Origin of the sequence: Serratia sp. 3ACOL1 (genome assembly GCF_003668775.1) — a bacterium.
Taxonomy (GTDB): domain Bacteria; phylum Pseudomonadota; class Gammaproteobacteria; order Enterobacterales; family Enterobacteriaceae; genus Chania; species Chania fonticola.
Genome location: NZ_CP033055.1, coordinates 5,070,040 through 5,093,858 on the forward strand (window position 1 = coordinate 5,070,040; position 23,819 = coordinate 5,093,858).

The 23,819-nt window shown below is 54.7% G+C and carries 23 protein-coding genes and 2 tRNA genes; 20 read left to right on the forward strand and 5 right to left on the reverse strand.

Annotated features, from left to right (window positions below; translation table 11 throughout):
• Positions 1 to 81 precede the first annotated feature (81 nt).
• From secG to yedF, 15 genes are all read left to right on the forward strand, one after another.
• On the forward strand, positions 82 to 417 hold the full coding sequence (gene secG, locus D9980_RS23010) for a preprotein translocase subunit SecG (RefSeq protein WP_024483369.1): 336 nt from the start codon (positions 82 to 84) through the stop codon (positions 415 to 417).
• Between the two features lie 69 nt (positions 418 to 486).
• Positions 487 to 573 (forward strand) — tRNA-Leu (locus D9980_RS23015).
• A 60-nt stretch (positions 574 to 633) separates the two neighbouring features.
• A tRNA-Met gene (locus tag D9980_RS23020) sits at positions 634 to 710 on the forward strand.
• Between the two features lie 217 nt (positions 711 to 927).
• Positions 928 to 1,380: a ribosome maturation factor RimP gene (rimP, locus tag D9980_RS23025; protein WP_024483370.1), complete on the forward strand. Its 453-nt coding sequence runs from the start codon at positions 928 to 930 to the stop codon at positions 1,378 to 1,380.
• 21 nt (positions 1,381 to 1,401) lie between these two features.
• Entirely contained in the window at positions 1,402 to 2,910 is a 1,509-nt protein-coding gene (nusA, locus tag D9980_RS23030; RefSeq protein WP_024483371.1) for a transcription termination factor NusA, read from the forward strand.
• Between the two features lie 23 nt (positions 2,911 to 2,933).
• The gene (gene infB / locus D9980_RS23035; protein WP_021807516.1) at positions 2,934 to 5,621 is read left to right on the forward strand and encodes a translation initiation factor IF-2; all 2,688 of its coding nucleotides are present in this window, start codon (positions 2,934 to 2,936) and stop codon (positions 5,619 to 5,621) included.
• A 69-nt stretch (positions 5,622 to 5,690) separates the two neighbouring features.
• Positions 5,691 to 6,101 (forward strand): 30S ribosome-binding factor RbfA, encoded by a 411-nt coding sequence (rbfA, locus tag D9980_RS23040; RefSeq protein WP_024483372.1) that lies wholly within the window; start codon positions 5,691 to 5,693, stop codon positions 6,099 to 6,101.
• Entirely contained in the window at positions 6,101 to 7,045 is a 945-nt protein-coding gene (truB, locus tag D9980_RS23045) for a tRNA pseudouridine(55) synthase TruB (RefSeq protein WP_121608523.1), read from the forward strand. The genes rbfA and truB overlap by 1 nt, the downstream gene beginning before the upstream one ends.
• Positions 7,046 to 7,160: 115 nt before the next feature.
• The gene (gene rpsO / locus D9980_RS23050) at positions 7,161 to 7,430 is read left to right on the forward strand and encodes a 30S ribosomal protein S15 (RefSeq protein ID WP_010279698.1); all 270 of its coding nucleotides are present in this window, start codon (positions 7,161 to 7,163) and stop codon (positions 7,428 to 7,430) included.
• A 240-nt stretch (positions 7,431 to 7,670) separates the two neighbouring features.
• Positions 7,671 to 9,791 carry a polyribonucleotide nucleotidyltransferase gene (gene pnp / locus D9980_RS23055; protein ID WP_121608524.1) on the forward strand — a complete coding sequence of 707 codons (2,121 nt, stop codon included), beginning with the start codon at positions 7,671 to 7,673 and terminating at the stop codon, positions 9,789 to 9,791.
• A 127-nt stretch (positions 9,792 to 9,918) separates the two neighbouring features.
• Entirely contained in the window at positions 9,919 to 10,803 is an 885-nt protein-coding gene (gene nlpI / locus D9980_RS23060) for a lipoprotein NlpI (RefSeq protein ID WP_021179056.1), read from the forward strand.
• A gap of 123 nt (positions 10,804 to 10,926) precedes the next feature.
• Positions 10,927 to 11,001 carry a protein YrbN gene (gene yrbN, locus D9980_RS27360; protein ID WP_223499600.1) on the forward strand — a complete coding sequence of 25 codons (75 nt, stop codon included), beginning with the start codon at positions 10,927 to 10,929 and terminating at the stop codon, positions 10,999 to 11,001.
• Positions 10,991 to 12,949, forward strand: coding sequence for a DEAD/DEAH family ATP-dependent RNA helicase (locus tag D9980_RS23070; RefSeq protein WP_121608525.1), 1,959 nt, complete (start codon positions 10,991 to 10,993; stop codon positions 12,947 to 12,949). Before yrbN ends, D9980_RS23070 begins: the two co-directional genes overlap by 11 nt.
• 183 nt (positions 12,950 to 13,132) lie before the next feature.
• The gene (gene yedE / locus D9980_RS23075) at positions 13,133 to 14,347 is read left to right on the forward strand and encodes a selenium metabolism membrane protein YedE/FdhT (RefSeq protein WP_024483376.1); all 1,215 of its coding nucleotides are present in this window, start codon (positions 13,133 to 13,135) and stop codon (positions 14,345 to 14,347) included.
• A complete protein-coding gene (gene yedF, locus D9980_RS23080; protein WP_021179059.1) occupies positions 14,344 to 14,583 on the forward strand; it encodes a sulfurtransferase-like selenium metabolism protein YedF in 240 nt (79 codons plus the stop codon). The genes yedE and yedF overlap by 4 nt, the downstream gene beginning before the upstream one ends.
• Before the next feature lie 34 nt (positions 14,584 to 14,617).
• On the opposite strand, the gene D9980_RS23085 is transcribed toward yedF, so the two are convergent.
• The gene (locus D9980_RS23085) at positions 14,618 to 15,631 is read right to left on the reverse strand and encodes a luciferase-like monooxygenase (RefSeq protein WP_202913968.1); all 1,014 of its coding nucleotides are present in this window, start codon (positions 15,629 to 15,631) and stop codon (positions 14,618 to 14,620) included.
• 215 nt (positions 15,632 to 15,846) lie between these two features.
• Here D9980_RS23085 and D9980_RS23090 point away from each other — a divergent pair, with 215 nt between their 5' ends.
• The 3 genes from D9980_RS23090 to D9980_RS23100 are packed head-to-tail and all read left to right on the forward strand — an operon-like array spanning position 15,847 to position 19,090.
• Positions 15,847 to 16,818 carry an HlyD family secretion protein gene (locus D9980_RS23090; protein ID WP_021179061.1) on the forward strand — a complete coding sequence of 324 codons (972 nt, stop codon included), beginning with the start codon at positions 15,847 to 15,849 and terminating at the stop codon, positions 16,816 to 16,818.
• Positions 16,800 to 17,954 (forward strand): ABC transporter permease, encoded by a 1,155-nt coding sequence (locus tag D9980_RS23095; protein ID WP_024483378.1) that lies wholly within the window; start codon positions 16,800 to 16,802, stop codon positions 17,952 to 17,954. Before D9980_RS23090 ends, D9980_RS23095 begins: the two co-directional genes overlap by 19 nt.
• Positions 17,951 to 19,090, forward strand: coding sequence for an ABC transporter permease (locus tag D9980_RS23100; RefSeq protein ID WP_024483379.1), 1,140 nt, complete (start codon positions 17,951 to 17,953; stop codon positions 19,088 to 19,090). The genes D9980_RS23095 and D9980_RS23100 overlap by 4 nt, the downstream gene beginning before the upstream one ends.
• A gap of 112 nt (positions 19,091 to 19,202) precedes the next feature.
• On the opposite strand, the gene D9980_RS23105 is transcribed toward D9980_RS23100, so the two are convergent.
• Complete coding sequence (locus D9980_RS23105; protein ID WP_121608527.1) at positions 19,203 to 20,081, reverse strand: U32 family peptidase; 879 nt, start codon at positions 20,079 to 20,081, stop codon at positions 19,203 to 19,205.
• Positions 20,082 to 20,089: 8 nt separating this feature from the next.
• Positions 20,090 to 21,085 carry a peptidase U32 family protein gene (locus tag D9980_RS23110; RefSeq protein ID WP_121608528.1) on the reverse strand — a complete coding sequence of 332 codons (996 nt, stop codon included), beginning with the start codon at positions 21,083 to 21,085 and terminating at the stop codon, positions 20,090 to 20,092.
• 288 nt (positions 21,086 to 21,373) lie between these two features.
• Here D9980_RS23110 and D9980_RS23115 point away from each other — a divergent pair, with 288 nt between their 5' ends.
• Both D9980_RS23115 and D9980_RS23120 read left to right on the forward strand, forming a co-directional pair.
• Positions 21,374 to 21,895 carry an SCP2 domain-containing protein gene (locus D9980_RS23115; protein WP_024483381.1) on the forward strand — a complete coding sequence of 174 codons (522 nt, stop codon included), beginning with the start codon at positions 21,374 to 21,376 and terminating at the stop codon, positions 21,893 to 21,895.
• The gene (locus D9980_RS23120) at positions 21,889 to 22,392 is read left to right on the forward strand and encodes a GNAT family N-acetyltransferase (protein ID WP_121608529.1); all 504 of its coding nucleotides are present in this window, start codon (positions 21,889 to 21,891) and stop codon (positions 22,390 to 22,392) included. The genes D9980_RS23115 and D9980_RS23120 overlap by 7 nt, the downstream gene beginning before the upstream one ends.
• Here the strand turns inward: D9980_RS23120 and D9980_RS23125 are convergent.
• Together D9980_RS23125 and D9980_RS23130 are read right to left on the reverse strand one after the other, a co-directional pair.
• Entirely contained in the window at positions 22,379 to 22,675 is a 297-nt protein-coding gene (locus tag D9980_RS23125) for a GIY-YIG nuclease family protein (protein ID WP_121608530.1), read from the reverse strand. The genes D9980_RS23120 and D9980_RS23125 overlap by 14 nt on opposite strands.
• 26 nt (positions 22,676 to 22,701) lie before the next feature.
• On the reverse strand, positions 22,702 to 23,721 hold the full coding sequence (locus tag D9980_RS23130; protein WP_121608531.1) for a LacI family DNA-binding transcriptional regulator: 1,020 nt from the start codon (positions 23,719 to 23,721) through the stop codon (positions 22,702 to 22,704).
• Positions 23,722 to 23,819 lie beyond the last annotated feature (98 nt).

Sequence of the window (23,819 nt, forward strand, 5' to 3'; positions counted from 1 at the left end):
GCCACGCCTTCTTTAGTTTGGAAGCATCTGGGGTGAGAAGCATTTGGCACGCGGTGAACCCGCAAGGATACAGGTACCACTATGTACGAAGCTCTTCTGGTAATTTTCTTGCTGATATCGATCGGGCTAGTCGCTCTGATCATGCTACAGCAAGGTAAAGGCGCTGATATGGGAGCCTCATTCGGAGCAGGTGCTTCTGGCACATTCTTCGGATCGACCGGTTCAGGCAACTTTATGACCCGCATGACGGCTGTTCTGGCGACGCTGTTCTTCGTCATCAGTCTGATCCTGGGCAACCTGAGCACCAATCAGGGCAAGAAAGGCAGCGAGTGGGAAAACCTGGGTCAGCCAGCGCAAACTGAGCAGACTAGCACGCCGGCAGCACCAGCTAAGCCGGTCAGTGATATCCCGCAGTAAGCCGCTGAAAAGTTTTAAAACGGTTGTTTTCGACCTCAATAGAAATAGCCGTTAGCAGTAAAAATCAGTACCGAGGTGGTGGAATTGGTAGACACGCTACCTTGAGGTGGTAGTGCCCTAACGGGCTTGTGGGTTCGAGTCCCATCCTCGGTACCAAATCCCAGAGATAACTTGCGTTTTTGCAATTATCGGCGTAATATTTGCCACGTTTTCGGACGCGGGGTGGAGCAGCCTGGTAGCTCGTCGGGCTCATAACCCGAAGGTCGTCGGTTCAAATCCGGCCCCCGCAACCACTTTCCTTTAAGTGTCTATTTTCAAATACACTTTTCGATTGAATTCCGCTTTTCTCGATCAACATTTGAAAATGACACTTGCTAGAAAGTTGCACCGAAGCCGCTTTGCGGCAAACAGGGTCCAGTTGCATAAAGCCCCGAATTTTCGGGGTTTTTTGTTATTTGGCAACAGAATCACTGGGCTATTAGGCCCTTTTTTTATGTCTTGGGGGTGGGCTTGTCCACATTAGAGCAAAAATTAACAGAGATGCTTTCCGCACCGGTAGAGGCGTTGGGCTTTGAGCTCGTAGGCATCGAATTTATTCGGGCGCGCCAATCGACACTACGCATCTATATTGATAGTGACAACGGAATCAATGTTGATGATTGCGCTGATGTCAGCCACCAGGTCAGCGCTGTACTGGACGTCGAAGATCCGATCACGGTCGCTTACAACCTGGAAGTCTCCTCTCCTGGCCTTGAGCGCCCTATGTTTACCGCGGAACACTATCAACGTTTTCTCGGTGACGAAGTCAGCGTTGTTCTGCGTATGGCGATACAAAACCGCCGCAAATGGCAGGGCATCATCAAGTCTGTAGAAGGCGAGATGATCACGGTTACTGTGGATGGGAAAGATGAAGTGTTCGCGCTGAGTAATATTCAGAAAGCGAACCTGGTACCCCACTTTTAAAGTTTGGATGAGGCAACTAGGATGAACAAAGAGATTCTGGCTGTTGTTGAAGCAGTTTCCAATGAAAAATCCCTACCACGTGAGAAGATTTTCGAAGCCCTGGAAACCGCTTTAGCCACCGCCACCAAGAAAAAATATGAGCAGGAAATCGAGGTCCGTGTCAGCATTGACCGTAAGACTGGCGATTTCGACACCTTCCGCCGTTGGGTTGCCGTTGATGAAGTGACCCAGCCAACGCGTGAGATCACGCTGGAAGCTGCACAGTATGAAGATCCGTCTATGGAATTGGGCGGTTATATCGAAGATCAGATTGAATCTGTGACCTTCGACCGTATCACCACTCAGACCGCGAAGCAGGTCATCGTACAGAAAGTGCGTGAAGCCGAGCGTGCGATGGTGGTTGATGCCTTCCGCCAACACGAAGGTGAGATCGTCACCGGTGTGGTGAAAAAAGTTAACCGTGACAGCATAGCGCTGGATCTGGGTAGCAACGCCGAAGCGGTCATTGGCCGTGAAGACATGCTGCCACGCGAAAACTTCCGCCCGGGTGACCGTATCCGCGGTGTACTGTACGCAGTTCGTCCGGAAGCGCGCGGTGCGCAACTGTTCGTCAGCCGTTCCAGCCCGGATATGCTCAAAGAGCTGTTCCGCATCGAAGTGCCGGAAATTGGCGAAGAAGTGATTGAGATTAAAGCGGCAGCCCGCGATCCTGGCTCCCGTGCAAAAATTGCCGTGAAAACCAACGACAAGCGTATCGACCCGGTCGGTGCTTGTGTCGGTATGCGCGGTGCCCGCGTCCAGGCCGTTTCGAGCGAGCTTGGCGGGGAACGTATTGATATCATCCTGTGGGATGATAACCCTGCACAGTTCGTCATTAACGCCATGGCCCCGGCAGATGTTGCCTCGATCGTGGTGGATGAAGATCGGTGCACGATGGACATCGCCGTTGAAGCCAGCAACCTGGCACAGGCGATCGGCCGTAATGGCCAAAACGTGCGTTTAGCTTCCCAACTGTTGAAACAGCATCGTGATGATGATCGCTGGGAACTGAACGTGATGACGGCGGACGATCTGCAGGCCAAGCATCAGGCCGAGGCTCATGCCGCCATTGATACCTTCACCAAGTATCTTGATATCGACGAAGATTTCGCCACCGTTCTGGTCGAAGAAGGCTTCTCTACGCTGGAAGAACTGGCTTACGTGCCAATCAAAGAGCTGCTGGAAATCGACGGTCTGGATGAAGATATGGTTGAAGCGTTGCGCGATCGCGCCAAAGCTGCATTGACCACGCTGGCCCTGGCACAGGAAGAAAGCCTGGGCGACCAAAAACCTGCTGATGATTTGCTCAACCTTCCGGGTCTTGAGCGCAGCATGGCCTTTAAACTGGCCGCGCGTGGGGTTTGTACGCTGGAAGATCTTGCCGAGCAGGGTGTTGACGATCTGGCTGATATTGAAGGGCTTAGCGATGAGCAAGCCGGCGAGCTGATTATGGCCGCACGTAATATCTGTTGGTTTGGCGACAACGCGTAATAACTGTAGCAGGAAGGAACAGCATGACGACAGATGTAACCGTAAAATCGCTGGCAGCAGAGATACAGACACCGGTTGATCGCCTGGTACAGCAGTTTGCTGATGCAGGGATCAACAAGTCTGAGACCGACTCTGTGACACAGCATGAGAAAGAAACCTTATTGGCGCACCTGAACCGTGAACACGGTAGTGCGCCAAGCAAACTCACGTTGCAGCGCAAAACGCGCAGCACCTTGAATATTCCGAGCACCGGCGGTAAGAGTAAATCGGTGCAAATTGAGGTCCGCAAGAAACGCACTTATGTAAATCGCGATCCGCAGGAAGCCCAACAGGCTGAAGCGGCTGAGCAGGCACAGCGTGAAGCGGAAGAGCAGGCAAGGCGCGAAGCGGAAGAGCTAGCGAAACGCGAAGCAGAAGCTAAGCGCGCAGCCGAAGAGCAAGCCAAACGTGAGGCCGCGGAGATTGCTAAGCGTAATTCAGCGGAAAAAGAAAAAGTGACCAATCAACATACCGACGAAATGACCAAGCCAGCTCAGGCAGAAAAAGCACGCCGTGAAGCCGAAGCCGCCGAACTGAAACGTAAAGCGGAAGAAGAAGTACGCCGTAAGGTGGAAGAAGACGCCAAACGCGTAGCGGAAGAAGCGCGCCGTATGGCCGAAGAAAACGGTGAGAAGTGGGCCGAAGCCGAAGCAGCAAGCGCTGCGGTTGAAACAGCCGACTACCACGTAACCACCTCCGAGCACGCTCGTGCTGCCGAAGACGAAAACGACGCTAAAGTTGAAGGTGAGCGCCGTAGCCGTACTCGCGGTGGCAAAGCGACCAAACAGAAGAAAGGCAACAAGCTCTCCGAGTCTAAAGCAGACCGCGAAGAAGCTCGCACCATGACCCGTGGCGGTAAAGGCAAGCGTAAGCCAAGCACCCTGCAGCAGGGCTTTAACAAGCCAGCTCAGGTAGTGAACCGTGACGTGGTGATCGGCGAGACCATCACCGTTGCCGAACTGGCTAACAAGATGGCGGTTAAAGGTTCTCAGGTCATCAAAGCGATGATGAAGCTGGGCGCTATGGCCACCATCAACCAGGTCATCGACCAGGAAACCGCACAGCTGGTTGCCGAAGAGATGGGCCACAAAGTTATCCTGCGTCGTGAGAACGAGCTGGAAGAAGCGCTGATGAGCGACCGTGACACCGGCGCCGGTGCCGAGTCTCGTGCGCCAGTCGTGACCATCATGGGCCACGTTGACCATGGTAAAACCTCTCTGCTCGACTACATCCGTTCCACCAAGGTGGCAGTTGGCGAAGCCGGTGGTATTACCCAGCACATCGGTGCTTACCACGTAGAAACCGAAAACGGCATGATCACCTTCCTGGATACCCCAGGCCACGCAGCGTTTACCTCAATGCGTGCTCGTGGTGCTCAGGCGACCGATATCGTGGTTCTGGTGGTAGCAGCAGACGACGGCGTGATGCCACAAACCATCGAAGCCATTCAGCATGCTCAGGCGGCTAAAGTGCCATTGGTGGTTGCGGTTAACAAAATTGACAAACCAGAAGCCGATCCGGACCGCGTCAAGCAAGAGCTGTCTCAGTATGGCGTTATGCCAGAAGAGTGGGGCGGTGAAGCTCAGTTCGTTCACGTATCTGCGAAAGCCGGTACCGGTATCGACGAACTGTTGAACGCTATCCTGCTGCAGGCCGAAGTTCTCGAACTGAAAGCGGTTCGTAGCGGCATGGCGAGCGGTGTGGTAATCGAATCCTTCCTGGATAAAGGCCGTGGCCCAGTGGCTACCGTACTGGTACAGGAAGGGACGCTGAACAAGGGCGATATCGTCCTGTGTGGCTTCGAGTATGGCCGTGTTCGTGCGATGCGTGACGAATTGGGTCGTGAAGTGACCTCTGCGGGTCCTTCTATCCCAGTTGAGATCCTGGGCCTGTCCAGCGTTCCTGCTGCGGGTGACGAAGCGACCGTAGTGCGTGACGAGAAGAAAGCGCGTGAAGTTGCGCTGTACCGTCAAGGCAAGTTCCGCGAAGTTAAACTGGCTCGCCAGCAGAAATCTAAACTGGAGAACATGTTCGCGAACATGACCGAAGGTGAAGTTTCTGAACTGAACATCGTGCTGAAAACCGACGTACAGGGTACCTGTGAAGCGATTTCCGATTCACTGCAGAAACTCTCCACCGACGAAGTGAAGGTGAAGATTGTGGGTTCTGGCGTAGGTGGTATCACCGAAACCGACGCGACCCTGGCTGCGGCATCCAACGCCATCATCCTGGGCTTCAACGTGCGTGCGGATGCTTCTGCCCGCCGCGTGATCGAGTCAGAAAGCCTGGATCTGCGTTACTACTCCGTGATCTATAACCTGATCGACGAAGTGAAGCAGGCGATGAGCGGTATGTTGGCGCCTGAGTACAAACAGCAGATCATCGGTCTGGCTGAAGTACGTGATGTGTTCAAATCACCTAAGTTCGGTGCTGTTGCCGGCTGTATGGTGACCGAAGGCAACATCAAGCGTCACAACCCAATCCGCGTGTTGCGTGACAACGTGGTTATCTATGAAGGCGAGCTGGAATCCCTGCGCCGCTTCAAAGATGACGTTAACGAAGTCCGTAACGGTATGGAATGTGGTATCGGCGTTAAGAACTACAACGACGTGCGCGTTGGCGACATGATCGAAGTGTTCGAAATCATCGAGATCCAGCGTACTATCGCTTAAGCCTCGAAAAACGCTTAAATCTGTTTTTAGGGGGCCTTGTGCCCCCCGATTTGTCTGGAGGGTTTCCAAATGGCAAAAGAATTCAGCCGCGGTCAACGCGTGGCACAAGAAATGCAAAAAGAGATTGCGATGATCTTGCAGCGTGAAGTCAAAGATCCGCGTGTCGGCATGGCTACCGTTTCAGGTGTTGAAGTGTCTCGCGATCTGGCTTACGCCAAAGTTTACGTCACCTTCCTGAACGTGCTGACCGAAAACCACGATCCGGATCTGGTGACCAACGGCATTAAAGCGTTGCAGGATGCCTCTGGCTATATCCGTACGCTGCTGGGCAAAGCGATGCGCCTGCGCGTAGTGCCGGAACTGACCTTCTCCTACGATAACTCACTGGTTGAAGGCATGCGTATGTCCAACCTGGTGACCAACGTAGTGAAGAGCGATGCCGAACGTCGCAATGCATCTGGCGATGAAGAGGAGGCTTAATGAGTCGCCCTCGCCGTCGCGGCCGTGACATTCACGGCGTACTGCTGCTGGACAAACCGCAGGGCTTGTCGTCTAACGATGCCCTGCAAAAAGTAAAGCGTATCTACAATGCCAACCGCGCGGGCCACACCGGCGCGCTCGATCCACTGGCGACCGGTATGCTGCCAATCTGTCTGGGTGAAGCCACCAAGTTCTCCCAGTACCTGCTCGATTCCGATAAGCGTTACCGCGTGATTGCCCGTTTGGGCCAGCGCACGGACACCTCGGATGCCGATGGCCAGATCGTGCAGGAGCGGCAGGTAAACTTCACCCAAGCGCAGCTTGATACCGCGCTGGACACCTTCAGGGGTAACATCCAGCAGGTGCCTTCGATGTATTCCGCACTCAAATACCAAGGCAAAAAGCTGTACGAATATGCTCGCCAGGGTATCGAAGTCCCGCGTGAAGCACGTAGTATCACCGTGTATGAGTTGCAGTTTATCCGCTGGGAAGGGGATGAGCTTGAGCTGGAAATTCACTGCTCAAAAGGCACCTACATCCGTACCATCACGGATGACCTCGGTGAACTACTGGGCTGTGGAGCGCACGTGATTTATCTGCGCCGTCTGCAGGTGGCGAAGTACCCGATCGCCCGCATGATCACGTTGGAACAGCTGAATGCTCTAGTGGAGCAGGCACAGGAGCAGAGCATTGCGCCGAGCGAACTGCTCGATCCGTTGCTGATGCCGATGGACAGCCCGGCCGAAGACTTCCCTGAAGTGAACCTGCTGCCAGCGGTAGCGGGTTACGTCAAGCAAGGGCAGCCGGTGCAGGCCGCAGGGGCTCCGGTCTCGGGTCTGGTGCGCATTACCGAAGGCGAAGAACGTAAATTTATCGGCATTGGCGAGATTGCCGATGATGGCCGAGTCGCGCCGCGCCGCCTGGTTGTCGAATATTTCGACTGACCTGCCCGCCTTGCGATCGCCCTGCGCTAAGAGTAGAATGGCGCAGCTTATGCATTGGGTTGCTGAATTAGAGATCGGCGCCTGTATTTATTATCTATAATTTTGGAGTATGACAATGTCTCTAAGTGTTGAAGCTAAAGCTAAAATCGTAGCTGACTTCGGTCGTGGTACTAACGACAGCGGTTCTACCGAAGTTCAGGTTGCCCTGTTGACTGCGCAGATCAACCATCTGCAAGGCCACTTCTCAGAGCACAAAAAAGATCACCACAGCCGTCGTGGTCTGCTGCGTATGGTTTCTCAGCGTCGTAAGCTGCTGGACTACCTGAAGCGTAAAGATGTAGCACGTTACACCAGCCTGATCGAGCGTCTGGGTCTGCGTCGCTAATCGAGCAAGTTTCAGTAGAAAGGGGCCAAATGTGGCCCCTTTCTTCTAGGAAGCATAAGCAAATCAGGTTAATGTATTACTGAGGATCTTCCGTTACAGAGGTTCGCGCGGCTAATGAGAGGCTTTATCTCATGAGAGATAAGGATTGTCATTAGTCGCGAGGATGTAGTGAGAAGGTCAGTGAACCACAGGCGTGTCGAGTCGAAGAACGATTGCGCGCCACCAATTAAGGATTAAATTTTGCTGACTCCGATTATTCGCAAATTCCAGTATGGCCAACACACCGTGACGCTTGAGACCGGTATGATGGCACGTCAAGCCACTGCTGCCGTGATGGTGAGCATGGATGACACCGCAGTATTCGTCACCGTAGTAGGCCAGAAGAAAGCCAAACCAGGCCAGAGCTTCTTCCCTCTGACCGTGAACTATCAGGAGCGTACCTACGCTGCTGGCCGTATCCCGGGTAGCTTCTTCCGTCGTGAAGGCCGTCCGAGCGAAGGCGAAACCCTGACTTCCCGTCTGATTGACCGCCCGATCCGCCCACTGTTCCCAGATAGTTTCCTGAACGAAGTGCAAGTGATCGCCACCGTGGTTTCCGTGAACCCACAGGTAAACCCAGACATCGTAGCGATGATCGGTGCCTCTGCTGCCCTGAGCCTGTCCGGTATTCCGTTCAATGGCCCAATCGGTTCTGCTCGCGTGGGTTACATCAACAATCAGTACGTACTGAACCCAACCACTGACGAGCTGAAAGAAAGCAGCCTGGATCTGGTGGTTGCCGGTACCGCTGGTGCAGTACTGATGGTGGAATCCGAAGCTGACGTGCTGAGCGAAGATCAGATGCTGGGCGCAGTCGTGTTTGGCCATGACCAACAGCAAATCGTTATCGAAAACATTAACGCTCTGGTTGCTGAAGCAGGCAAGCCGAAGTGGGATTGGCAGGCACCAGCGGTTAACGAAGCGCTGCATGCGCGCGTAACCGAGCTGGCCGAAAGCCGTCTGGGCGATGCTTACCACATCACCGAAAAACAAGAGCGTTACGCTCAGGTTGATGCGATCAAAGATAGCGTAGTGGAAACTCTGCTGGCGCAAGACGAGACTCTGGACGCGTCTGAAATTCAGGACATCCTGGGCACCGTTGAGAAAAACGTCGTACGTAGCCGTGTGCTGCGTGGCGAGCCGCGTATCGATGGCCGCGAGAAAGACATGATCCGTGGTCTGGACGTGCGCACTGGCGTTCTGCCACGTACCCACGGTTCCGCACTGTTCACTCGTGGTGAAACTCAGGCGCTGGTTACTGCCACTCTGGGTACCGCGCGTGACGCACAGAACATCGACGAGCTGATGGGCGAGAAAACCGACAGCTTCCTGTTCCACTACAACTTCCCTCCGTACTCTGTTGGTGAAACCGGCATGGTTGGTTCACCGAAGCGTCGTGAAATCGGTCATGGTCGTCTGGCAAAACGTGGCGTTTTAGCTATGATGCCTAAACCAGAAGATTTCCCGTACACCGTGCGTGTGGTGTCCGAAATCACCGAATCCAACGGTTCTTCTTCAATGGCTTCCGTTTGTGGTGCTTCTCTGGCACTGATGGATGCAGGTGTGCCAATCAAGGCAGCCGTTGCGGGTATCGCAATGGGCCTGGTGAAGGAAGACGAAAACTTTGTCGTACTGTCTGATATTCTGGGTGACGAAGATCACCTGGGCGACATGGACTTCAAAGTGGCCGGTAGCCGCGATGGTATCACCGCGCTGCAGATGGACATTAAAATTGAAGGTATCACCCGCGAAATCATGCAGGTGGCTCTGAATCAGGCCAAAGGTGCTCGTCTGCACATTCTGGGCGTGATGGAACAGGCTATCAGCACGCCACGTGGCGATATCTCCGAGTTCGCACCGCGTATTCACACCATCAAGATCAATCCAGACAAGATCAAAGATGTGATCGGTAAAGGTGGTTCAGTCATCCGTGCGTTGACCGAAGAAACTGGCACCACCATCGAAATTGAAGATGACGGTACAGTGAAGATTGCTGCGACCGACGGCGACAAAGCGAAGTTCGCTATCCGCCGCATCGAAGAGATCACCGCTGAGATCGAAGTTGGTCGTGTGTATCAGGGTAAAGTGACCCGTATCGTTGATTTTGGTGCCTTCGTGGCCATCGGCGGCGGTAAAGAAGGCCTGGTGCACATCTCTCAAATCGCCGACAAGCGCGTTGAGAAAGTGACCGACTATCTGCAGATGGGTCAGGAAGTACCGGTTAAGGTAATGGAAGTTGATCGCCAGGGCCGTGTGCGCCTGAGCATCAAAGAAGCTACAGCGCCAGAATCCGCTGCGGCTCCAGCACCAGAAGCAGAATAACTGTATCAACAGTTTTACAGCTCCCTGCCGTAGGGCAGGGGCTGTTCTTATCACGTGGGTAGGATACTCGCGTATTAGCAAGCGGAGGACAGGACGTTCATCCAATGTTTGTCTTCGGGAGTGGGAAATGAAGCCTTTCTTGCGCTGGTGTTACGTTGCGACAGCACTATTGCTGGCAGGATGCAGCAACCATGATTGGCGTAAAGACGAAGTTCTGGCTATTCCGTTGCAGCCCACGCTGCAGCAGGAAGTGATCCTGGCGCGCATGGAACAAATACTTGCCAGCCGGGCATTAACGGACGATGAGCGAGCACAGCTTTTATATGAGCGCGGTGTGCTGTATGATAGTCTTGGTTTACGTGCTCTAGCGCGCAATGACTTTTCACAAGCGCTAGCGATACGTCCTGATATGCCAGAAGTTTTCAACTACCTGGGCATTTACTTAACGCAGGCAGGCAATTTTGATGCTGCCTATGAAGCGTTTGATTCTGTACTAGAGCTTGATCCAACTTACAATTACGCGCGTTTAAACCGGGGCATCGCACTGTATTATGGCGGCCGCTTCCCGTTGGCGCAGGATGATCTGCAGGCGTTTTATCAAGACGACCCAAACGATCCCTTCCGTTCGCTGTGGCTTTATCTGGTGGAGAGAGAAATCGATCCCAAGATGGCTACCGTATCGCTCCAGCAGCGTTATGACAAATCGGACAGAGGGCAATGGGGATGGAATATTGTCGAATTCTACCTGGGCAAAATCAGCGAAAAAACGCTGATGGAACGCCTCAAGGCAGATGCAACGGATAACACTTCGCTCGCTGAGCATCTCAGTGAAACTGACTTCTATTTAGGTAAGCACTACCTAAGTCTGGGGGACAAGGACACCGCTTCGGCGCTGTTCAAACTGACGGTGGCTAACAATGTTCATAACTTTGTTGAGCACCGCTATGCATTGTTGGAATTGGCGCTGTTGGGCCAAGAACAAGACGACCTATCGGAATCGGACCAGCAATAGCTGACGGACACTTATCAGCCTGATTTACATTGGTTTTTTGACCAAAGTAATCGCCTTAACGGGCGAGGGCTTTTTTGTCTGTTTTATAATCTAATTTGAGCCGGTTCACACTTTTCAATGAAAATGACTGAAAATTTTCTCGACGAGTTATGTAGACTGGCTGCCATTATTAATGAGGCACGTGTACATGACTACTGAGCTTGAAACCTCTTTTGCTGACCTGGGGCTGTCTGCTCCGATCATTGCTGCCCTGACCGATCTGGGCTACGAAAAACCATCACCGATCCAGGCTGAGTGTATTCCTCACCTGTTGAACGGCCGCGACGTGCTGGGCATGGCGCAGACCGGTAGTGGTAAAACTGCGGCGTTCTCGCTGCCCCTGCTGCACAACCTCGATGCAGCCCTGAAAGTACCACAAATCCTGGTATTGGCTCCAACCCGCGAACTGGCGGTTCAGGTCGCTGAAGCCATGACCGATTTCTCCAAGCACATGCATGGCGTTAACGTGGTGGCCCTGTACGGTGGCCAACGTTATGACGTGCAGCTGCGCGCTCTGCGTCAGGGCCCGCAAATCGTAGTAGGGACCCCGGGCCGTCTGCTGGACCACCTGAAACGTGGCACCCTGAACCTGTCTGGCCTGAAAGGCCTGGTTCTGGACGAAGCCGACGAAATGCTGCGCATGGGCTTTATCGAAGACGTAGAAACCATCATGGCGGAGATCCCGGCTGAACATCAGACCGCGCTGTTCTCTGCGACCATGCCGGAAGCGATCCGTCGTATTACCCGTCGCTTCATGAAAGATCCACAGGAAGTGCGCATTCAGTCCAGCATCACCACTCGCCCGGACATTAGCCAGAGCTACTGGACCGTGCAGGGCATGCGTAAAAACGAAGCGCTGGTGCGTTTCCTGGAAGCTGAAGATTTTGACGCGGCGATCATCTTCGTACGTACCAAAAATGCGACCCTGGAAGTGGCCGAAGCGCTGGAGCGCAGCGGTTACAACAGCGCCGCACTGAACGGTGATATGAACCAGGCGCTGCGTGAGCAGACCCTGGAGCGTCTGAAAAATGGCCGTCTGGATATTCTGATCGCCACCGACGTTGCCGCTCGTGGTCTGGACGTTGAACGTATCAGCCTGGTAGTAAACTATGACATCCCTATGGATTCAGAGTCTTACGTTCACCGTATCGGCCGTACCGGTCGTGCTGGCCGTGCTGGCCGCGCGCTGCTGTTCGTCGAAAACCGCGAACGCCGCCTGCTGCGCAACATCGAACGCACCATGAAGCTGACCATCCCTGAAGTAGAGCTGCCAAACGCAGATCTGCTGGGTGAGCGCCGCCTGGCCAAGTTTGCCGCTAAAGTTCAGCAGCAGCTGGAAAGCAGCGATCTGGATATGTACCGTGCGCTGTTGGCTAAGCTGCAGCCGGGTGAAGATCTGGATATGGAAACGCTGGCCGCTGCACTGCTGAAAATGGCGCAGGGCGAACGTCCTCTGATCCTGCCACCAGATCCAGTGTTCAAACCGCGTCAACGTCGTGAGTTCAACGACCGTGATGATCGCGGTGGCGAGCGTAGCAACGACCGTCGTCGTGATGCACGTCCAGACAGCCGTGATGGTGGCGCTGAGCGTCCACGTCGCGAACGCCGTGACGTTGGTGAAATGCAGCTGTACCGCATTGAAGTAGGCCGTGATGACGGCGTGGAAGTTCGTCATATCGTTGGCGCGATCGCTAACGAAGGTGACATCAGCAGCCGTTACATCGGTAACATCAAGCTGTTTGCTTCCCACTCCACCATCGAGCTGCCAAAAGGCATGCCGGGCGAGATCCTGAATCACTTCACTCGCACTCGCATTCTGAACAAGCCGATGAACATGCAATTGCTGGGCGATGCGCAGCCGCATGAACGTCGTGAGCGTCCTGCCGGTGGTAACGGTGGTGAGCGTCGTGGCGGTGCCCGTCCATTCAACGGCGAGCGTCGCGAAGGTGCACCAGCACCACGCCGTTCTTTCGGTGAGCGTCGTGAAGGCGGTAATGCTGCCGGTGGCGAACGCCGTGGCGGTAACTTCAACCGTGACAAGCCAGCACCACGCCGTGACGATGCAGCAGCTCCTGCCGCACCACGTCGCCGTTTCGGTGATGCATAATTGCTGACAACCCCTTACGGGTTAACAGCGTAGGGGCGCCGCATGCTGCGCCCTGACATTGATACGTTGTCAGTATGATCAAACCAGTCTTCGGACTGGTTTTTTTTTGCCTGGCATCTCAGTTAATACCGCTAAAGGGCGTATCATTCGCAAGGTTTATCTTACGGATGCACAGGAGCTGCCGTGAACTGGCAACAATTCAAATCTCAATACCTGGTGCGCTTTTGGGCGCCCCTACCGGCGGTGATTGCCGCCGGGATCCTCTCGACCTACTATTTCGGCATGACCGGCACCTTCTGGGCGGTTACCGGCGAATTTACCCGCTGGGGCGGCCATATCTTGCAGTGGTTGGGTTTCCACCCCGAGCAGTGGGGCTACTTTAAGGTGATCGGCCTACAGGGCACACCACTCGACCGTATCGATGGGCGCATGATTATAGGCATGTTTGCGGGGTGCATCGCTGCTGCGCTGTGGGCCAACAACATCAAATTACGTATGCCGCAGCACCGTATCCGCATTGCACAGGCGTTGTTGGGCGGCATTATTGCCGGTTTTGGCGCACGTTTGGCGATGGGGTGTAACCTGGCGGCCTTCTTTACCGGTATTCCGCAGTTCTCTTTACATGCCTGGTTTTTTGCGCTGGCAACGGCGGCTGGTTCTTACTTCGGTGCCAAATTTACCTTGCTGCCGATGTTCCGTATTCCGGTCAAGCTGCAAAGAGTGAAAGCGGCCTCACCGTTGACGCAAAAACCCGAGCAGGCACGCCGTCGTTTCCGTTTGGGTATGGTGGTTTTCTGCCTTACGGTGGCCTGGTCATTATGGACGCTGTTTGATGCGCCGAAACTCGGCATCGCCATGCTGTTTGGTATCGGTTTTGGTCTGCTGATTGAACGGGCGCAGATCTGCTTTACCTCGGCGTTCCGCGATCTGTGGATCACTGGCCGTACACATATGGCCAAGGCAATTATTATCGGCATGGCGGTCAGCGCCATCGGCATCTTCAGCTATGTGCAACTGGGCGTCTCGCCGAAGATCATGTGGGCCGGGCCCAATGCGGTACTGGGCGGCCTACTGTTTGGCTTCGGTATTGTGCTGGCGGGCGGCTGCGAAACCGGCTGGATGTATCGTGCGGTGGAAGGGCAGGTCCATTACTGGTGGGTGGGGTTGGGTAACATTATCGGCGCTACGCTGCTAGCCTACTACTGGGACGATCTGGCACCAGCCTTGGCGACCAATTACGACAAGATTAACCTGCTGGACACCTTCGGGCCGATCGGCGGTTTGCTGGTGACCTATCTGCTGCTGGCCATCGCCTTTGCCGCGATGCTGTGGTGGGAGAAACGCTTTTTCCGCGCCAAGCCAGATGCGCAGGTGGTGAACTTAAGGAGTGAAGTATGAAACAGACAGAGATCGTGCCGGATTACCGGTTGGATATGGTGGGAGAGCCTTGTCCTTATCCGGCGGTGGCCACGTTAGAGGCTATGCCGCAGTTGAAGCCGGGCGAAATACTGGAAGTGATCAGCGATTGCCCGCAGTCGATCAATAATATCCCGCTCGATGCCCGTAACCACGGCTACAAGGTGCTGGATATTCAGCAGGATGGGCCAACCATTCGTTATCTCATCCAGCGTTGATAGAACAAGGGCACCATTACGGTGCCCTTATCATTCATCCCTTCACTAAATCGCCTTTCACCCCGGCAACAATCTCAAACGATCGTAAACGCGCCTGATGATCGAAAATCTGGCCGTTAACCATGATCTCATCCGCATCCGTCTCGCGCAGCAGGCTTTGCAGGCCATGGCGGATGGTACTTTCGCTACCGACGATCGACATGCGTAGCGCCTGATCGACGCCATACTGCTCACCAGCGGTCCACAGCGCATGGATATTATCGACCGGCGGCGGCAGTGGGCCTGGTGAGCCACGGCGCAGGTTGATAAACTGCTGCTGCATAGAGGTGAACAGGAAGCGCGCGTTTTGGTCGCTGTCTGCGGCGACCACGTTGACACACACCATCGCGTGCGGCTGCTGGCACTGCTCAGACGGCTTAAAGTTCTCACGGTACACATTCAGTGCCTGGAACAGCATATCTGGCGCAAAGTGCGAGGCGAAGGCAAACGGCAGGCCGAGCTGTGCCGCCAACTGCGCACTGTAGAGGCTGGAACCCAACAGCCAGATTGGCACTTGTAACCCTTGGCCCGGTACGGCCTGCACTGCTTGCCCCGGTTGTACTTCGCCAAAGTAATGTTGCAGTTCCTGCACGTCACGCGGGAAGTTATCCACTTCGCCAGAGAGGTGGCGACGCAGCGCCATCATGGTGCGTTGGTCGGTACCCGGCGCACGGCCAAGTCCCAGATCGATACGCCCCGGATACAGTGACTCCAAGGTGCCGAACTGTTCGGCAATCACCAGCGGCGCATGGTTTGGCAGCATCACGCCACCTGAACCGAGGCGAATGCTCTGGGTGCCGGAGGCTAAATAACCGAGTAATACCGACGTCGCGGCACTGCCGATGCCGGTCATATTGTGGTGTTCCGCTAGCCAGTAGCGCTGATAGCCCCACTTTTCGGCATGTTGCGCCAAATCCAGCGAGCAGTGAAACGCATCGCGCGCCTTGGCTCCTTGAGGGATTGGGGATAAATCCAGTACCGAAAGCGGCACCTGTGTGTGTTCAGTCATTTTATCGTCCATTGTGCTTATCTGGTTGATCGCTTAAAGGGCGATTGCAGGGATCTGCAACTAAAAAAGCGATTATGCTTTTTGTGTTAAAAGCATAATCGAAAATACGGTTATAAAAGGGGATATATGTGCTCGCAATATCCTTATGAGAATAATGGTTTTTTTAGGGCTATGATGGCTTTTGTTTGCACGCTGATGTTCAAGGGGCTGTAGTAATGAAGAAAAAGACGTTGTTTACCCTGCTGCTGATGGGGATAGCTATCGCCATGGCGGTGCTATTCCGCGCGCATAATCAGGATTTGTTGTTGCAGGGCGAAGTGGATGCCCCCGAAGTGATCGTCGCTTCCAAAGCCAAGGGCCGGGTGATAGAGCGCCTGGTAGAGCGTGGGGACGATGTGAAAACCGGGCAACTGCTGCTGCGGCTGGAAAGCCCGGAGCTGATGGCCCAGCTACGTTCGGCGCAGGCTTCGCGGGATGAGGCCCAAGCGCAGTTGGACCAATCGCTGCATGGCACCCGTGAAGAAAGCATCCGTAACCTGCGCGCCAACCTGGCACAGGCCGAGGCGCAATACCAGAATGCCCAACACGATTACGACCGTAACCTGAGCGTCGCCAGCAAAGGCTACGTATCCAAATCTGAATTGGACAGCTCACGCCGTGCGCGTGATACCGCCTATCAACAAGTGCAGGCCGCCAAAGCCAATTTGGACGAAGGCATCAACGGCGATCGTATCGAACTGCGGCAGAAATATGAAGCAGCACTGAGGGCCTCGGAGCAAGACCTGCTAGAAATTCAGGCCCAGACCGACGACTTACTGGTTAAAGCTCCGGTTGATGGCGAAGTGGGGCCAATCCCGGCAGAAGTGGGTGAGCTGCTCAACGCCTCCAGCCCATTGATGACGCTGATCCGCGTACCTGACGCCTATTTCGTGTTTAACCTGCGGGAAGATATTCTGGCGCATGTCCGCAAGGGGGATAAGGTCCAACTGCGCGTCCCAGCGTTGAAAGACCAAACGATCGAGGCCGAAGTGCGCTATATCGCCCCTCTAGGTGATTACGCCACCAAGCGGGCCACGCGGGCCACCGGTGACTTTGATCTGAAAACCTTTGAAGTTCGTTTGTATCCGTCGCAGCCGATAGATGGCCTGCGCCCAGGGATGAGCACCTTATGGCAATGGAAAGAGTAAGGGCGGGTTGGCGCTGCTTCAGCCACGCGTTCAGCAACGAGTGCCGCATCGCTTTTCGCCGGCCGGTGGTGCACTGGCTGGGGTGGATCTTCCCATTGATCCTGTTTGGCCTGATCAGCAGTAACTTCTCGGAAGGGACCTTGCTCGATCTGCCGGTCTCGGTGGTGGATAACGATCACAGCCCGCTATCCAAAAACCTGATCCGCAAGCTGGATGCGGGTTCTCATGCCCATGTGCAAGCCTATGACGGCGGTCTTGATGAGTCGTTGCGCCGTCTGCGTAGTGCGCAGGACTACGCTTTGCTGTCTATCCCGGCCGATTTTGAGGCGGACGCGCTGGCGGGCAATCAGCCGAGCGTGGTGCTGTATTACAACGCGCTGTTTTACGGTGCCGGGCTGTATTCCACCCAGGATTTCAGTGGTCTGATGACCGAGGCCAACGCCAATTACCGCTCGATCATTGCCGGGGCCATGGGCAAGTCGCTGCCACCGCTGGCGGATGTCACCCTCAACTACGGCAGCCTGTTCAATGCCAGCGGCAGCTATATCTATTATCAGCAGTTTGCCGCCACCATTCATATGCTGCAGCTGTTTGTGGTGACCTGCATGATTTACGTGATGGCGCGCAGTAAGTCCTTGCTGAAAGCCAAGCCCTTCAGCCTGGCGCTGCTGGGGAAACTGGCTCCCTACACCCTGTGTTTCACTACCTTGCTGATGGTGGAGATTGCCGCGCTGGTGGGCATTTTTGACGCTCGCGTCAGCGGCAACCCGCTGTTTATGCTGATGATTGGTTTCTTCTATGTGATGGCAGCACAAAGCATCGGCCTGTTGCTGTATACCTTTACCGGCAGCGCCATTACTGCCTACACCCTGATTGGCATGTTGGTGAGTATTGCACTGACTTTCTCTGGCATGGCTGTGCCTGAGCTTTCCATGCCGCTACCGGCGCGCATCATCTCTAATATCGAGCCTCTTACCCACGCGCTGTACGCCATGTTCGACGTCTTCCTGCGGCAGGTGCCCGCCAGCGCTATCCTCAGCGTGTGTGCGCTGTTGGTGGTTTACCCGTTGGTGACTGCACTGTTGGTGCGTAACCGGCTGCTGAAGCGGCTGGCAAAAGAGGAGACGGTAGGATGAAAAGCTATTGGCTCACTTTCCGCAAAGTATTGACGAGCATGTTGGAACGGCCGATGTGGCTGATGTTGATCCTGTCACTGTGCATCATGAGTATGGTTTATGCCAACCGCACGGTGTGGGATCTGCCGGTGGGAGTGATCGATCAGGATCACAGCACCGCCAGCCGCCTGCTTATCCGCCAGTTGGATGCCACCCCTAAGATCGCTATTCAAACCTACGACAACCTGGATGAGGCAAAACGCGATCTGGGTTGGCGCAAACTGTTTGCGGTGATCATCATGCCGGTGGATCTGGAGAAGAAGATCCTCAACGGCAAAAACATCGAGATCCCGGTGTTCGGTGATGCCACCAACCGGCTGGCGAACGGCCAGATCCAACAGGACGTGGTGGCGGCTTACCAGCAGTTGCTGGGCCAGTACAACACCTCGTTGCTAATGCGCAGTGGTTTCAGTGAACGGCAGGCTCAGGTGATCATGATGCCGATCCAGAGCCAAACGCTGGACGTATTCAACCCCGGCATCAGCTTTGCGGCGATTATCTTCCCGGGTTTGTTGGTGATGTTATTGCAGCACTCATTGTTGATTGCCTGCGTGCGGGTCAGCATTGTGTTGAAAGGAACGCCGGGCGGCAAGCCGTCGCTTCCTGTTTATCTGGGGGGGCTGTCGGCTCTGCTGCCGATCTGGCTGTTCTTGTCGATTGTGTTATTTGTGCTGTGGCCCTGGGTCTTGGGCTATCGCCAGACTGCGACGATCCCGGAGATCTTGCTGCTGACCTTCCCGTTCCTGCTTGCAGTGCTTGGGCTAGGCAAACTGGTGACCGAATGCTTGCGCAGCGTGGAGATGATTTACCTGACGCTGTCGTTTATCACCACCCCGGTGTTTTACCTTTCTGGCACCATCTGGCCGCTGCAAGCGATGCCGCAGTGGGTCAGGGCGATTTCTTCGATGATCCCCTCAACCTGGGCAACCAAAGCGATTGCCGGTGTGAATCAGATGGGGCTATCGCTGCGTGATGTCGGCGGAGACGTTGCCATGCTGCTGCTATTGGGGGCGATTTATACGCTGATTGGTATTGGCGTCGGAGCACTACGCAACCGAGTAGGGCTGCGTAATCTATTCCGTAAACGTCAGGTGTAGGGAAGACGTCATGGCTACTCCCAACCCGATTTTACGTAGGGGCGCTGCATGCTGCGCCCGTCTTTGCTTTGTCAACAATCCGAATGAAATGTAGTGTTCTGCGATAGAGGATTTATTGCACCAACTCTAATCCGGCTACGCGCCGCCAGTAGCCGTTGCATTCGGCATGGTCGGTTAACGTCAGTGGCTGCTTTCCTTGCTCATTAGCCCGGAAGCCGTCGAGCATCGCCAGTGTTTCAACCCCCTGTGGCGATAGACGTACAATATCCACCAATCCCTGCATGCTGGTCAGTTCGTTGCCCAGGTTGTAGCAGTAACCGCTCATGGTCTGGATACCGTTGAGCACAAACACCTGTTGGTTCTCTTGAGAATTGACGATGCGCCCCTGCGGATATTTGATGCAGCAGGTTTCACATTCATCCTTGCCCCGGTTTTCTGAGCGGGCAGTAAAACAGCGCGCCGAATAGGCAAGAGGTAAATGGCCGTAACTCAACACTTCCACTTCAAACCCCTGGCGGAACCCCAATTCATCACATTGCTGCAGTAAATTCACCAGCCAGTCGCGTGAAAGCTCTACAGGCATGCACCAGCGCATCATGCCCTGCTTGTGCAGCAGGCGCAGAGTGTAGGCGTTGTAGCAATTGAGGGCATGCCCGGCGACAAACGGCAAACCGCGATCGGCGGCCATATTCACCGTGCCAAGGTCGTTGGCTTCGATCAGGAATTCGCCGTTCTCCACATAACGCTTCAGCTCATTCAGCTCTGAAGGTGCCTGTAGCAAAGCCAGGGTAGAGATCACCACCTGCTTACCCGATTTGGCGATCTCCTGTGCCAGCGCCAGCCAGTCACCTACTTTCATCTCACGCCGTTTGGTGCAGACGCTCTCGCCGAGATAGATGATATCGGCGCTGCTGCTGATTGCTTGCTGATAAAAGGCTTCAATCTCGCTGTTTGGCCAGTAGTAGAGCACCGGGCCTAATGCATATTTCATGTTTTCTCCTACTGCCATTTGCGGTGGTACGCGCCAAGCGTGGTCTGGGTGCCTTCGGACATTGCGCCGAGCGTTTCCATCCAGGCTGCATCGGCTTGATAGCCAGCCGGGTTGGCCATACAGCGATCTATGGCCTGGCGCCAGACGCGTGCAACCTGGCTGACATAGGCAGGGCTGCGTTGGCGGCCTTCAATCTTCACCGAGGCAATATTGGCGGCCAGTAGCTCCGGCAGCAACTCCAGCGTATTCAGGCTGGTGGGTTCTTCCAGCGGGTGATAGAGCACGTCATCCACCAGATAGCGGCCTTTGCACAGCGTTGGGTAACCAGCGTTTTCGCCGTCCTGATAGCGATCGATCAGCACGTCATTCAGGCGCGATTCCATCCCCTGTGGCGTTTGTTGCCAGCGTACAAAGCGGGCTGGTGAGCAGGCGCCTACGGTGTTAGGCGATTCCCCGGTTAGATAAGAGGAGAGGTAACACCGCCCTTCGGCCATGATGCACAGGCTGCCAAAGGCGAAAACTTCCAACGGTACCGGGCTAGTGCGTGACAATTGCTTCACTTGATGCATCGACAGTACGCGCGGCAGCACTACTCGCGCAACGTCGAAGTGGCGTTGATAAAAACGGATGGCTTCTTCATTGGTCGCAGAGGCTTGCACCGAAACATGGCGCTCCACCTGTGGATAACGTTCCGCTGCGTACTCCAGCATTGCCAAATCTGCCAGGATCAGCGCGTCGGCACCCAACTGGGCAGCCATATCTACGGCACGCTGCCAGCGGGCGTAGCCATTGGGGTGAGCAAAGGTGTTGATGGCGATATGCAGCTTGCGGCCATGCCGGTGCACATAGTCGGCCGCTTCCTGCAGCTTCTTCTCGGTAAAGTTCAGCCCGGCAAAGTGGCGCGCATTGGTATCGTCTTTCAGGCCGATGTAAACGGCGTCTGCGCCATTATCTACCGCGGCTTTCAAGGCCGGCAGGTTGCCAGCGGGGCAAAGCAGCTCCATAGATCTATCCTGATTCCAGCCATACACCTGGCCAGGTATATGCTGTGATAAACGTTGCCGGGCCATTGATTCGCCTGGCAATGATGTAAATGGGGAGACAATTTTAGTGAACCCGAGGTTAACAAGCTTTGATTTGAGGCAGCTTCTGGCGTATTGATATTCAAGCGGTAACTTGAAATCTGTAGGGAAAGATGAGCGTTAATTGCACCATTTGTTGATATAGACCGGTTACGCGTAGCCGCAATGTGGCAAAATAACCTCAGACTGAGTAGAAAGGAGTGAATAACAGTGTTGGAAAAACTACGAGCACGCATTGTGCGTCAAGGGCCGTCGCTGTTGCGCGTACCGTTAAAATTCACGCCGTTTGCTCTGCAGCGTCAGGTTTTGCAACAGGTGCTGAGCTGGCAGTTCCGTCAGGCGCTGGCTGAGGGGGATCTGGAGTTTCTCGAATCGCGCTGGCTGAAGATTGAAGTGCGCGATCTGGCTCTGCAATGGTTTATGACGGTAGAAAACGATAGGCTGGTGGTTAGCCAACAGGCTGAGGCGGACGTCAGCTTCAGCGGCGAAGCCAACGATCTGATCTTGATTGCGGCACGTAAACAAGATCCCGACACGCTGTTTTTCCAGCGTCGGTTGCAGATTGAAGGAGATACCGAATTGGGCCTGTATGTAAAAAATCTGATGGACGCTATCGATCTGGATGCGATGCCTACGCCGTTACGCGTTGGGCTGCTGCGGTTAGCGGACTTTGTGGAAGCAGGTTTGCAGGAGGGCACGGCGCAAACTTCCCGTGTGCCGCAGCCATGCTGATCCGCGTTGAAATTCCGGTGGATGCCGCAGGCATTGATGCGCTGCTGCGTAACGCCTTTGGCCGTGATGACGAAGCCGAGCTGGTGCAACAACTGCGTGAAGACGGGTTGTTGACGCTGGGCATCGTTGCTACCGACGAAGAGGGTGGCGTGGTCGGTTATGCCGCATTCAGCCCGGTTGACGTTGCGGGCGAGGATCGCCAATGGGTTGGCCTTGCGCCGTTGGCGGTTGAGGAAAGCCTGCGTCGCCAAGGGCTGGCCGAAAAGCTGGTTTACGAAGGGTTGGATGCGCTGAATGAGTTCGGCTATGCCGCCGTAGTGGTGCTGGGCGAACCGGCTTACTACGGGCGCTTCGGCTTTAAAACGGCTGCCCAGTTCGATCTGCATTGCCGCTGGCCAGGAACGGAAGCCGCATTCCAGGTTTATCCGCTGGCGGAAGACGCGCTGAGTGGTGTGAATGGGGTGGTGGAGTATTCGGCGCCCTTTAGTCGCTTTTAACTACCGGTAGCAGGTATTCCAATGAGAGGGGCGGATTCACTATCAGCACCTCTTTTTGTTTTTTGCTCAACTGTTTCACCCGATACTCCAGCCGCAAAGCCATTGAGCGATCCCCAACCTGGCAGTGAAAAACCAGTTTCAGCTCCCCTTTGCCACGTAGGGCTTTGGCCCCTTTACCGGCCTGATGCTGCGCCGCTCGTCGGGCGACGTCTGTCGTGATACCGGTGTACAGCATCCCGCTTGGCATTCGCAGCATATAGAGATGCCAGGTTATTTCACTCATAATGGCCTGCGTAATAGTTCAAATAGTTACCGAGCCCAAAAAGGACCCTGACCCACCGAATCCCTAACCAGCAGTTCCGAAGTAAAAACGTTGTCCTTCGACAGATAGCCACCGTCGAGCATAGCGATCAGCCGGTCGATCACTTCGCTCATCATATCGCTCACCGGGTCTTTAACGCTGGATAACGACGGGGATAGATACGGAGCCGTAGGGATATTATCGAAGCCGATAACCGAGACGTCATTGGGGACGGCAATGCTCGCCTCGTTCAATTTCTTGATGGCACCAACGGCCATATCATCGTTGCTGGAGAGTACCGCGCTAAAGGTGATTTTATCCTTGAGCAAGGACTCCATCGCCGCCGCACCGCTGGCTGGCGTCCACTTTCCCTTGATGATGAGTTTATCATCCAACTCAATATCATATTGATTTAAGGCTTCTTTATAGCCGGATAGCCGCTCAATCGCCGTTGGTGAATCCAGTGAGCCGGTAATAAAGGCGATATTCCGGTGGCCCTGCTCAATCAGGTATTTTGTTGCCTTAAAGCTGGCCCCTTTGTGGTCGCAGCAGATGCAATGGCTTTGGTGTTTTCTCAGCCTGCGATTCACCACCATGATGGGTTGCTTGTGCTGCTCGATGATGTCGTCCATCGCTTCGATGGTTAAGAAACGCGGGTAGATGATGATGGCGTCGCAGCGTAAATCGAGCAGGAATCGGATCGCCTCTTGCTCTTCTGCGGCGCTGTGCTTGCCGTCCACCAGGATCAACTGGCGACCGTTGTCTTCCAGCTTTTGCGCGGCCTGAGAAAGTATCTCGCTGAAATAACTGCCGTTATAGAGGGTGTTGGTGACTACCAGGCCAATGCACTGGGATTTATTGGTGGCCAGATTTCTCGCCAGCAGATTGGGACGATAACCCGCCTCTTCGATGGCTTTAAACACCTGATCTTTGGTGGCTTCGCTGACGTACCCTTTGCCGGAAAGAACGCGCGAAACAGTGGCTTTTGAGACGCCTGCTTTTTTTGCCACTTCCTGCATGGTAGACATAGGGTTTTCCCGGCTTTTAACAATTATCCCCATTCTACACATTCAATCGCATTAGAGCAGACCCTTTGCAGCTTCTCGAACCCATTCATGTCGATCAC

What these genes read in the sequence shown, in the direction of transcription:
- D9980_RS23110 (WP_121608528.1), bottom strand. Translation starts at nt 21,085, where the DNA reads ATGGAGCTGCTTTGCCCCGCTGGCAACCTGCCGGCCTTGAAAGCCGCG.
- truB (WP_121608523.1), top strand. Translation starts at nt 6,101, where the DNA reads ATGAGTCGCCCTCGCCGTCGCGGCCGTGACATTCACGGCGTACTGCTG.
- D9980_RS23085 (WP_202913968.1), bottom strand. Translation starts at nt 15,631, where the DNA reads ATGACTGAACACACACAGGTGCCGCTTTCGGTACTGGATTTATCCCCA.
- D9980_RS23090 (WP_021179061.1), top strand. Translation starts at nt 15,847, where the DNA reads ATGAAGAAAAAGACGTTGTTTACCCTGCTGCTGATGGGGATAGCTATC.
- D9980_RS23105 (WP_121608527.1), bottom strand. Translation starts at nt 20,081, where the DNA reads ATGAAATATGCATTAGGCCCGGTGCTCTACTACTGGCCAAACAGCGAG.
- rbfA (WP_024483372.1), top strand. Translation starts at nt 5,691, where the DNA reads ATGGCAAAAGAATTCAGCCGCGGTCAACGCGTGGCACAAGAAATGCAA.
- yedF (WP_021179059.1), top strand. Translation starts at nt 14,344, where the DNA reads ATGAAACAGACAGAGATCGTGCCGGATTACCGGTTGGATATGGTGGGA.
- D9980_RS23095 (WP_024483378.1), top strand. Translation starts at nt 16,800, where the DNA reads ATGGCAATGGAAAGAGTAAGGGCGGGTTGGCGCTGCTTCAGCCACGCG.
- D9980_RS23130 (WP_121608531.1), bottom strand. Translation starts at nt 23,721, where the DNA reads ATGTCTACCATGCAGGAAGTGGCAAAAAAAGCAGGCGTCTCAAAAGCC.
- nusA (WP_024483371.1), top strand. Translation starts at nt 1,402, where the DNA reads ATGAACAAAGAGATTCTGGCTGTTGTTGAAGCAGTTTCCAATGAAAAA.
- secG (WP_024483369.1), top strand. Translation starts at nt 82, where the DNA reads ATGTACGAAGCTCTTCTGGTAATTTTCTTGCTGATATCGATCGGGCTA.
- D9980_RS23070 (WP_121608525.1), top strand. Translation starts at nt 10,991, where the DNA reads ATGACTACTGAGCTTGAAACCTCTTTTGCTGACCTGGGGCTGTCTGCT.
- D9980_RS23120 (WP_121608529.1), top strand. Translation starts at nt 21,889, where the DNA reads ATGCTGATCCGCGTTGAAATTCCGGTGGATGCCGCAGGCATTGATGCG.
- rpsO (WP_010279698.1), top strand. Translation starts at nt 7,161, where the DNA reads ATGTCTCTAAGTGTTGAAGCTAAAGCTAAAATCGTAGCTGACTTCGGT.
- nlpI (WP_021179056.1), top strand. Translation starts at nt 9,919, where the DNA reads ATGAAGCCTTTCTTGCGCTGGTGTTACGTTGCGACAGCACTATTGCTG.
- infB (WP_021807516.1), top strand. Translation starts at nt 2,934, where the DNA reads ATGACGACAGATGTAACCGTAAAATCGCTGGCAGCAGAGATACAGACA.
- D9980_RS23125 (WP_121608530.1), bottom strand. Translation starts at nt 22,675, where the DNA reads ATGAGTGAAATAACCTGGCATCTCTATATGCTGCGAATGCCAAGCGGG.
- D9980_RS23100 (WP_024483379.1), top strand. Translation starts at nt 17,951, where the DNA reads ATGAAAAGCTATTGGCTCACTTTCCGCAAAGTATTGACGAGCATGTTG.